The sequence below is a fragment of the Nocardia sp. NPDC004582 genome (assembly GCF_053602115.1).
On record NZ_JBSGCY010000010.1, the window covers coordinates 81413 to 89483 of the forward strand.

Genomic DNA, 8071 nt, shown 5'->3' on the forward strand with positions numbered 1-8071 from the left:
CGGATGCGTTCAGAAGGGTGTGGTGTTGAAGGGTTTCCGCGTGGTGGCGAAGGCACGGTCGAGCGCGTCGGCGGCACCCGCGGTGAGTGATCGCACGCGTCCCGCGCGCTCGAATTCGCTGATGGAGTGGGTGCCGAAGTAGGCGGTGGTGAGTTCGAGCGGACCGATGCGGACATCCGCGGGCGCCCCGTCCGCGGGCGTCCAGGCGCCGTGGCCGCCGGTGATGTCGAGGGCGTAGGTGCCGCTGCTCAGACCCCACGGGTCGGCGAGCTCGATGACGCCGTGGAAGTCGCCACGGAACGCGCGCGCGCCGATGGCCGTGGGCAGGTTGAGGATCCACGTCGACAACCCGGCATCGACGCCGGTCACCGCGGCGGCGCGAGCGTCCTCGAGCAGCAGCGGGGTGGGGTCGTCGACCGCGGTGTCGAGCAGGATCCGGGCGTACTCGCCCTGTCCGAGCAGGCAACGCAGCAGCTCGCGGTGGGCGGGCACGGTGAGCGCGCAGAAGTCGCGCACCTGCACGGTGTCGGCGGCGAGTTCGTAGACGACGTAACCGTCCGGGTGCGTCAAGACGAACGCTCGCGGGTGCATCGCGCTGGGCCACCAGCAGTCGGCGCGATCGAGCGCCCCGGGCGTGACCTGCTGCCAGCGGGCGTAGAGCCGCCGCAGCTCCCCCATCGATTCGGCGTACAGCGATTCCCGCACCCGGCCCGAATCCGGTTCGGCCGCCCGGAGTTTCGCGCGCCCGCGATCGATCCGCAGATGCCGGGTATGCGTCGTGACGCCGACATAGGCGTAACTGCCACCGGGCCCGGGCATGGCCGCGAACACCTCGGCTTCGGTCTCCATGGCGATGGCCATCAACTCGGCCTGCACCTTGGCATAGATTCCACGTTTCTGGTGGGTGGTCGCGACCATCCCCTGCGCACAGGCCGCGACGGTCAGCTGCGCCCCGCCCGGCGCGGTCACCGTGGTGCGGATGATGGCCGCCGTCCCCACGATGCGCGGCTCGCCGGCCTCGGTGACATCCTCCACCACGGCGATGTCCTCGAGCCGGAACTGCTGTTTCCACGACTCGAAATCGTGGGTCTTCACACCCCCGAACGCGCGGTCGTAGCGCCCGCGCAGCGCCTCCCAGTCGGTGTCGACGGCACGGCGGGTCCGGATCCCGTCGATGGTGCGGCTCTGCCAGTCGGCCATGAGTTCGGAGGTCATGCCAGGCCTTTCGGGTGCAGGGTGGCGGCGTGGGCGCGCACCTTGTCCAGCGCGGTGAGGATGTCGTCGATGTCGGAGCGCTCGCCCAGCAGCACGCTGTGATGCAGGAGCAGAGTGTGGTCGCGATAGTGGTCGGCGCCGGTGAAGTCGCGTCCGGTGGCGCGTTCCATGGCCTCGGCCCAGCGCCGCGCGAAGCGGGGTTTGGTCTGCGGGCGCAGCAGCGCGCTGCGGTGCAGTGGGTCGCGGGGCGGGTAGACCTTGGTGCCGAGTTCGGCGGTGAGCGCCACGGCCACCTGATCGACGGTGGCGAGTCCGAAAGCGCCGGGCCGCAGACGGATTCCATACTCGTAGATGGCGCGCCGATCCACCGCCGCGGGCACGGGGACGGGTTCGAGGCCGGGAATGCCGGGGAGTCCGGCCTCCAGGTCCTTGGCCCGCGCCTCACGCAGCGCGTGCTGGGCGTCCAGGCGCGGCAGCTGATCCAGCAGCAGCCCCGCGGTGAGTTCGGACATGCAGTAGTTCGCGCCCATGACGGTGGCCTGTTCGACGAGTTCGAACTCCCCGGCGGCGGGCGCGTCCGGCGTGTACGCGCGAGAGTCGGCGCGCAGCATGAGCATTCGCTCGTACAGGTCGTAGCGGTCGGTGATCGCGGCCCCGGCCTCGCCCGCGGCGAGCGACTTGGCCGCGCCGAGGCTGAACACCCCGATCGCGCCGAAGGTCCCGACCGCGCGTCCGGCCCACCGGGTACCGTGCGCCTGCGAACAGTCCTCGATCAACGCGAGCCCCTGGTCACGCGTGACCGCCACGATGTCGTCGAGTTCGGCCGCGGTGCAGGCCAGATGCACCACGATCACCGCCCGCGTGCGCGGCGAGACGACCGCACGCAGTTCGTCGCCGCTCAGACAGCCGGTGTCGGGATCGACGTCGGCGAGCACCGGGATCGCGCCCACCCGCAGCACCGCCGTCGCCGGGGCGACCCAGGTCATGGCGGGCACGACCACCTCGTCACCGGGCCCGATGCCCAACGCCTCCAACGCGATCACCAGCGCACTGGACCCGTGGTCCACGCTGACCCCGTGGGCGGCGTCGTTGTAGCGGGCGAACGCCTCGGCGAAGAGCCGTTCGCGGGATTTGCCGCCGCGCGGGCTGTACCAGGTCACCGACCAGCGCGAGGAGTGCAGCGCGGCAAGCAGTTCCGCCGCGGTCCGATTGTCGTATTGCGGCCAGCGCGGCCAGGTCCGTCCGCCGCGGACCGACGCGCCGCCGTGCAGTGCGAGCATGACGCGCCTACCCGACCACGACCGGCACGGACGCCCGGGCGATGACATCGAGCGCGGCCCGGATCTCCGACGCCTCCACCGGCACCAGCGGCAGGTCCCCGGTGAGCGCCGGGCGGCCCAGCGAGCGCAGCAGCACGAACGGCACCGCGGCGGGTCGCGGCGGCAGGTATCCCTTCTTGTTGTCGTCGGCGATCACCGCGAGCACATCGTCGACGCTCACCGCCGCGGGCAGGGCGGGTTCCACGCCGAGCCCGGTGACGATCTCGTAGTGCACGCTCACCTCGTCGTCGGACAGCCATCCGCGCGCGTGCGAGATATGCGCGGCCACCAGCATTCCCAGCGCAATCGCCGCGCCGTGCGGCAGCCCCGCGACGCCGCGCACCCGGTGATCGCAGATCTCGATGGCGTGCCCGGTGGTGTGCCCGTATTCCAGAACCAGCCCGGCGCGACGCTCGAAGGTATCGGCGCGGGTGACGGCGGATTTCGCTTCGATGCTCGCGTCCAGCAGCCACAGCAGCGAATGCGGGCTGCTCAATTCGCCCGCCGCGATGACCCGCCGCAAGCGGTCCAGCGCCGACGGCTGGATCGCGAGGCAATTCTTCGCCATTTCGCACAGCCCGGAACGCAATTCACGCTCCGGCAGGCTGGTGAACAGTTCGACGTCGGTGAATACCGCTGCGGGCGCGTAATAGGTGCCCAGATGATTCTTCCCGACACCGGAGTTGATCGCCTGCTTGAGTGACAGCACCGAATCCATGGCCGCGATGGTGGTGGTCGGCACGTGCACCAGGCGGACACCCCGGAACAGCAAATTCGCCATCAGCCCGGCGAGATTCCCGGGCACCCCGCCGCCGAAGGACACCACCACCGACCGCCGGGTGATGCCGGCGCGCAGCGCGGTCTCCAGATGACCGGACAGGCAGGTCAGCGTTTTCATCGATTCGCCGGAGGGATGCGAGAGGATCAGCGCGGGAATGGATCCGGCCAGGGTGTCGAGGTGGTGACGGTAGCGGGCGCGGACGTCGTCGTCGGTGACGATCACCAGTTTGTCGGGTCCCAGGGCGGCGATCGCCGCGCCGATCTCGGCGACGCAGTCGCGGCCGAAATAGTAGGGAAACGATTGTTCGCCGATCACTATCGTGCGCGACCGCAGACCCGATTCGTCGCGCGACAATGAAGTATTGGCCATTTCCGGTGCCGCTCCTCGCTATTGGCCGATCCCCCATCGACTCCCTTGCCGGCGCCATTGCCGACCCTCGCACGGCCAATATCGAATGCGCGCTCCCCCCTTGGCAACCGCTGGGATTCCCCAGTCAGGTGCACGCGAATTCGCGAGTACCACTGTGCGAAACACGGTGTTGCGCCGCCACCACCGCCGGTGGTACCGGCACCTCCGGCCACCCCGGGTCGTCGTTCGGTGCGCACCGGGCCGGTGCCGCCCCCTAGGCTGGGGGCAGATGACCGTGTGCGAAGGGATGCCGTTGGCCGACAACGAATTCGGGCTGCCGACCGCCGAGGCGCTGCGCGCGCCCACGCTGGCGGAGTTCGTGCGCGAACGCCGGGCGCGGGCCAGTACCCGCTATCCGGTCGGGCTCACCCGCAAGCAGCTGGCCGAGGCCACCCACGCCAGTCTGGGCTACATCGCCAAGATCGAGCAGGGCGAGGCGCTCAATCCCGGCCCGGCCATTCTGGATTCGCTGGCCACCGTGCTCGAGCTGGACGCGGCCGAACGCGTGCACCTCTACCACTTGGCCCAGCAGCGTCCGGCCGGGTCGTCGGCGCGGGCGTTGCGTCACGGTGACGAGGCGGCGGCCGCGGTGCGCACCACGCTCGACGCACTGCTGCCGCATCTGGCGGCCGCCATCGACGACGGCTGGAATGTGGTGGCCTGCAACAGCGCCTTCGACGAGGCGCTGCCGGGACTGTCGGGCCGCGGGCACGTGCTGCGCTGGATGTTCACCGACCCGCGGGCGCGCATCGTGCTCGAGGAGTGGGAGGGTGAGGCGCGGTTGATGGTCGGGCGCTTCCGCGCCTACGCCGCCGGGGCCCCGTGCCGGGGCGAGCTCGACGGGCTGCTGCGGGAATTGGGCGAGCAGCCCGACTTCCGGCGGCTGTGGAACGAGGGGCACGTGCACATCGGCCGCCAGGACCCCACCTTCACGCTGCGGAATCCCCGCACCGCCACGGTGTTCGACGTGCGGGTGCAGCGCTATCGCTCGACCGCGCCCGGCCCGGCGCACCAGCTGTTCATCGGGCTGCTGCTCGAGCGGTGATCAGCGGGGCACTCCCGCGAGGAACCCGCGCAGCAGCGCGTTGACTTCCCCGGGATGGGTGAGGGTGGGGGTCATGGCGGCGCCGGCGATGGTGTGCACCGGCACCGGATTGCCCAGGGCCGCGGCCATTTCCTCGACCTGCTCGGCGCTGATCGCCTGATCGGCCAGCCCGCGCAGCACCAGCGCCGGACAGCGGATCTCGCCCAGCAGCTCGAGCACCGTGTCCCGGTTGACCAGGCATTCCCCGGCCAGCCGGATCCGTTCGCGGTGCGCGGCTTCCCATTTGTCGCGCCACGGCTGCTGCTCCTCGACGGTGCCGCCGACCATGAGCGAGCCCACCATCCGGATGGTCGGGCTCGGGGTGGCGCCGCTGGTCCACTGCTCGAGCACCTCCCGGTACCCGGCGCGGCGTTGCGCGGTCATGGCGGTGCCGCTGCAGCCGACCACGATCAGTCCCGCGACCCGCGGCTGGGCCAGCAGCGCCATGCGCAGGGCCGTGAAACCGCCGTGGCCGACCCCGCCCACCACGACCCGGTCCAGGCCCAGTTCGTCCACCACCGCCCAGGCGTCGCGGGCGAGATCCCAATAGCTGAACGGAGTGTCGTCGTCCTCGGTCTCGCCGTGCCCGCGCGAATCGATGGCGATGATCCGGTAGTCGGGTGTGAGCGCCTCGATCTGGGGCGCGAACATCGCCTGATCCATGAACAGCCCGTGCCCGAGCACCACCGCCGGACCAGGCCCGCCGGTATCGGTGTAGTGGATCTTCACCGAACCTCTGCTCGCAAACGGCATTCCGAAACTCCTTCAGTTCACCCTGCAGGAATCGCTCACCGTACAGCAGATTCCACACCGGGTGACCGTCCTTGCGAGATCCGTCACGCGGCCCGCCGCTACGGGCCTCCCACCACGAATGATGTTCCGCCCGTAGAAAATACGGCTAGACGCGGGGCTCCAGCAGGTACTCGACCAGAGTGATCAGCGCCTGCAGGCAGGGGTTGCGGTCGCGGGCGTCCAGACGCAGCAGCGGGGTGTCCGGATCCAGATCGAGGGCCTCGCGGATCTCCTCGAGCGGGTGGCGGGGCGCGCCGTCGAAGTCGTTGACGGCCACCGCGTACGGCACGCCGCGCTCCTCGAGGATCGACAGCGCCTCGTCGGCCTTGTCCAGGCGGCGGGTGTCCACCAGCACCAGCGCGCCCAGCGCGCCGACGGCCAGGTCCTCCCAGATGGGCACGAACCGGCGCTGGCCGGGCGTGCCGAAAAGATACAGGGCCAAGCGGGGATTGAGGGTGATGCGGCCGAAGTCCATGGCCACCGTGGTGGTGGTCTTGCCCGGCAACCCGGCCATATCGTCGACACCGACGCTGGCCTCGGTGATCGTCTCCTCGGTGCGCAGCGGCCGAATCTCGGACACACTGCCTACGAACGTGGTCTTCCCGACGCCGAAGTTCCCCGCCACCAGCAACTTCACGGTGCGGGTGACGGTCTCCGGCACATAGTCGACGACGCGCTCATGCGGAGAGAGCGCGGAGTCCATGGAGTACCTCCTCCAAGAGGGCTTGTCCCGGCAGCGCCTCCACCGGGGCAGGGTGGGCCAGATGGCCGCTGTCGAGCAGATCCGCCACCAGGATCTTCACCACCGACGGCGGCAGATCCAGGTAGGCGGCCAGCTCGGCGGGGGTCAGCACCCCGCGCCGGGCGATCTGCAGGATGCGGCGGACGTCCGGGGACGCGCCGGGGGGCGGGTCGGACACCGCGATCACCAGACTGACCAGATCCAGCGCCCGACTCGGACGCGATCGGCCGCCGGTGCGCACGTAGGCCCGGACCAGATCGGGATCGCGCCGGGGCCGGCTCATGACCGCGGCAGATCCACTCTGGTCCGCGACGTACTGCCGAGTTCTCGCCCGACCCGCCCGGCCAGTTCGTTCATCCGATGCGCGACCAGGCTGACGTCCACGTCCTGGGTGGTCGAGACCCCCAGCAGCGCACCGGCTCCGGCGGCGGTGATGAAGATCATGCCGTCGGCGTACTCGGTCATGTTCTGGCGCACCGAGTTACCGGCCGAACCGCCGCAGAATTCGGCGAGCGCCTTGCCCAGGGCCCGCAGCCCCGACGCCGCGGCGGCGAACCGCTCGGCGTCATCGATGCTGACGCCACCGGTGTGAGCGATGCGCAGGCCGTCCTCGGACAGCAGCACGGCGAACCGGACACCGGGGGCCTCGAGATCCTCGAGCAGCCAGGCCAGCCGGTTGGTATCACTCACTGCCGTCGCGGGCGTACCGGTCACGATGTCATCCCTTCGGAGTGCTCGTACGCGGCCGCACGACCGCGCTGGGAGCCGCTGTGCCAGGCAGCGGCGATATCGGGACGGGCGGAGGCGGTGGCGTCCGCGGCGTCCGGGCCGGCGGTGGCCAGGGCCACCGTCGCGGAGCGGCGGCGCCGTCGAGGCAGGCCGCCGGAGGTCAGTTCCTGGGGTGCGACCGAGTCCATGGCCACCACCGTGGGTTCGGGATCGGGATCGGGGGTGGGCAGCCGGGTGGGCGCGGGCGCCGGAGTCGGGACCGGCGCTGCGGGCGCCACGGTCATCGGCACCGGGGCCGGCGCGGTCAGCTGCGCGGGGGCCGGGGCGGCCAGCAGGGTTTCGGGGATGAACACCATGGCACGCATACCGCCGTACATGTTCGGGCCGTCGATGTAGACCGAGAACCCGTAGCGGCGCGCCAGCGCGGCCACACCGGGGAAGCCGACGCGCGGCGTCGGGCCCAGCGCGTGGATGTCGACGACCTGGTCGCCGGCCAGCACGCGGCGGGTCTCCTCGAGCTGTTCGGGGTTCATCCGGACGCCGGCGTCATCGATGATGACGGTGACGCCGTGGTGGCCCTCCTGGAAACCGATGTCCACGTACGAGGTCGGCGGCGAGTAGCGCAGCGCGTTGTCCAGCAGCGTCGCGATGGTGTGCACCAGCGGCTCGACCACGCGGCTCACCACCGGGCGGTCCAACTCGCCCGAGCGCACCCGGGTGTAGTCGCGCACGCGGCCGGTGGCCCCGCCCACGACATCGGTGAGGGCCTGCTGCGGCCAGCGGCGGCCGGGCAGACCACCACAGACGATCACATAGGACTGCGCCTGGCGGATCATCTGCTGCACGGAATGGTCGATGCGGGTCAGGGTTTCGAAGGTCTCGTCATTGCGGTGGCGGCGCAGCGCGGCGCTGACCACCTGGCTGACGTCGGCGCCCAGGCTCACCACGGACGCGCCGAACGCGCGCACGGCCGCGGAGGTGGCGTCGCGGGCCGCGCCTTC

The 8071-nt window shown here is 70.8% G+C and carries 9 protein-coding genes; 1 reads left to right on the forward strand and 8 read right to left on the reverse strand.

Going from position 1 to position 8071, the window contains the following annotated elements; translation table 11 throughout:
* Positions 1-9: 9 nt before the first annotated feature.
* The 3 genes from ACWELJ_RS05535 to ACWELJ_RS05545 are packed head-to-tail and all read right to left on the reverse strand — an operon-like array spanning position 10 to position 3684.
* Positions 10-1215, reverse strand: coding sequence for a GNAT family N-acetyltransferase (locus ACWELJ_RS05535; RefSeq protein WP_452364973.1), 1206 nt, complete (start codon positions 1213-1215; stop codon positions 10-12).
* Positions 1212-2495 (reverse strand): DegT/DnrJ/EryC1/StrS family aminotransferase, encoded by a 1284-nt coding sequence (locus ACWELJ_RS05540; protein ID WP_452364974.1) that lies wholly within the window; start codon positions 2493-2495, stop codon positions 1212-1214. The genes ACWELJ_RS05535 and ACWELJ_RS05540 overlap by 4 nt, the downstream gene beginning before the upstream one ends.
* A 7-nt stretch (positions 2496-2502) precedes the next feature.
* Entirely contained in the window at positions 2503-3684 is a 1182-nt protein-coding gene (locus ACWELJ_RS05545) for a 2-deoxy-scyllo-inosose synthase (RefSeq protein ID WP_452364975.1), read from the reverse strand.
* A 268-nt stretch (positions 3685-3952) separates the two neighbouring features.
* Between ACWELJ_RS05545 and ACWELJ_RS05550 the strand changes: the two genes are divergently transcribed.
* Positions 3953-4768, forward strand: a complete 816-nt coding sequence (locus ACWELJ_RS05550; protein WP_452364976.1) for an MmyB family transcriptional regulator — start codon at positions 3953-3955, stop codon at positions 4766-4768.
* Here the strand turns inward: ACWELJ_RS05550 and ACWELJ_RS05555 are convergent, their stop codons facing one another.
* The 5 genes from ACWELJ_RS05555 to ACWELJ_RS05575 all read right to left on the reverse strand — a co-directional run.
* Positions 4769-5560, reverse strand: a complete 792-nt coding sequence (locus ACWELJ_RS05555) for an alpha/beta fold hydrolase (protein WP_452364977.1) — start codon at positions 5558-5560, stop codon at positions 4769-4771.
* Between the two features lie 145 nt (positions 5561-5705).
* Positions 5706-6302 carry a GTP-binding protein gene (locus ACWELJ_RS05560; RefSeq protein ID WP_357276762.1) on the reverse strand — a complete coding sequence of 199 codons (597 nt, stop codon included), beginning with the start codon at positions 6300-6302 and terminating at the stop codon, positions 5706-5708.
* The gene (locus ACWELJ_RS05565; protein WP_452364978.1) at positions 6277-6624 is read right to left on the reverse strand and encodes a DUF742 domain-containing protein; all 348 of its coding nucleotides are present in this window, start codon (positions 6622-6624) and stop codon (positions 6277-6279) included. Before ACWELJ_RS05565 ends, ACWELJ_RS05560 begins: the two co-directional genes overlap by 26 nt.
* Positions 6621-7055 carry a roadblock/LC7 domain-containing protein gene (locus ACWELJ_RS05570; RefSeq protein ID WP_452364979.1) on the reverse strand — a complete coding sequence of 145 codons (435 nt, stop codon included), beginning with the start codon at positions 7053-7055 and terminating at the stop codon, positions 6621-6623. The genes ACWELJ_RS05565 and ACWELJ_RS05570 overlap by 4 nt, the downstream gene beginning before the upstream one ends.
* Positions 7052-8071, reverse strand: a 1020-nt coding sequence (locus tag ACWELJ_RS05575) for an ATP-binding protein (RefSeq protein ID WP_452364980.1), incomplete at its 5' end; no start/stop codon positions are given. The genes ACWELJ_RS05570 and ACWELJ_RS05575, both read right to left, overlap by 4 nt.

Bases quoted from the DNA above. Each gene is read 5' to 3' on its own strand.
- ACWELJ_RS05565 (WP_452364978.1), bottom strand. From the start codon at position 6,624: ATGAGCCGGCCCCGGCGCGATCCCGATCTGGTCCGGGCCTACGTGCGC.
- ACWELJ_RS05555 (WP_452364977.1), bottom strand. From the start codon at position 5,560: ATGCCGTTTGCGAGCAGAGGTTCGGTGAAGATCCACTACACCGATACC.
- ACWELJ_RS05545 (WP_452364975.1), bottom strand. From the start codon at position 3,684: ATGGCCAATACTTCATTGTCGCGCGACGAATCGGGTCTGCGGTCGCGC.
- ACWELJ_RS05560 (WP_357276762.1), bottom strand. From the start codon at position 6,302: ATGGACTCCGCGCTCTCTCCGCATGAGCGCGTCGTCGACTATGTGCCG.
- ACWELJ_RS05550 (WP_452364976.1), top strand. From the start codon at position 3,953: ATGACCGTGTGCGAAGGGATGCCGTTGGCCGACAACGAATTCGGGCTG.
- ACWELJ_RS05540 (WP_452364974.1), bottom strand. From the start codon at position 2,495: ATGCTCGCACTGCACGGCGGCGCGTCGGTCCGCGGCGGACGGACCTGG.
- ACWELJ_RS05535 (WP_452364973.1), bottom strand. From the start codon at position 1,215: ATGACCTCCGAACTCATGGCCGACTGGCAGAGCCGCACCATCGACGGG.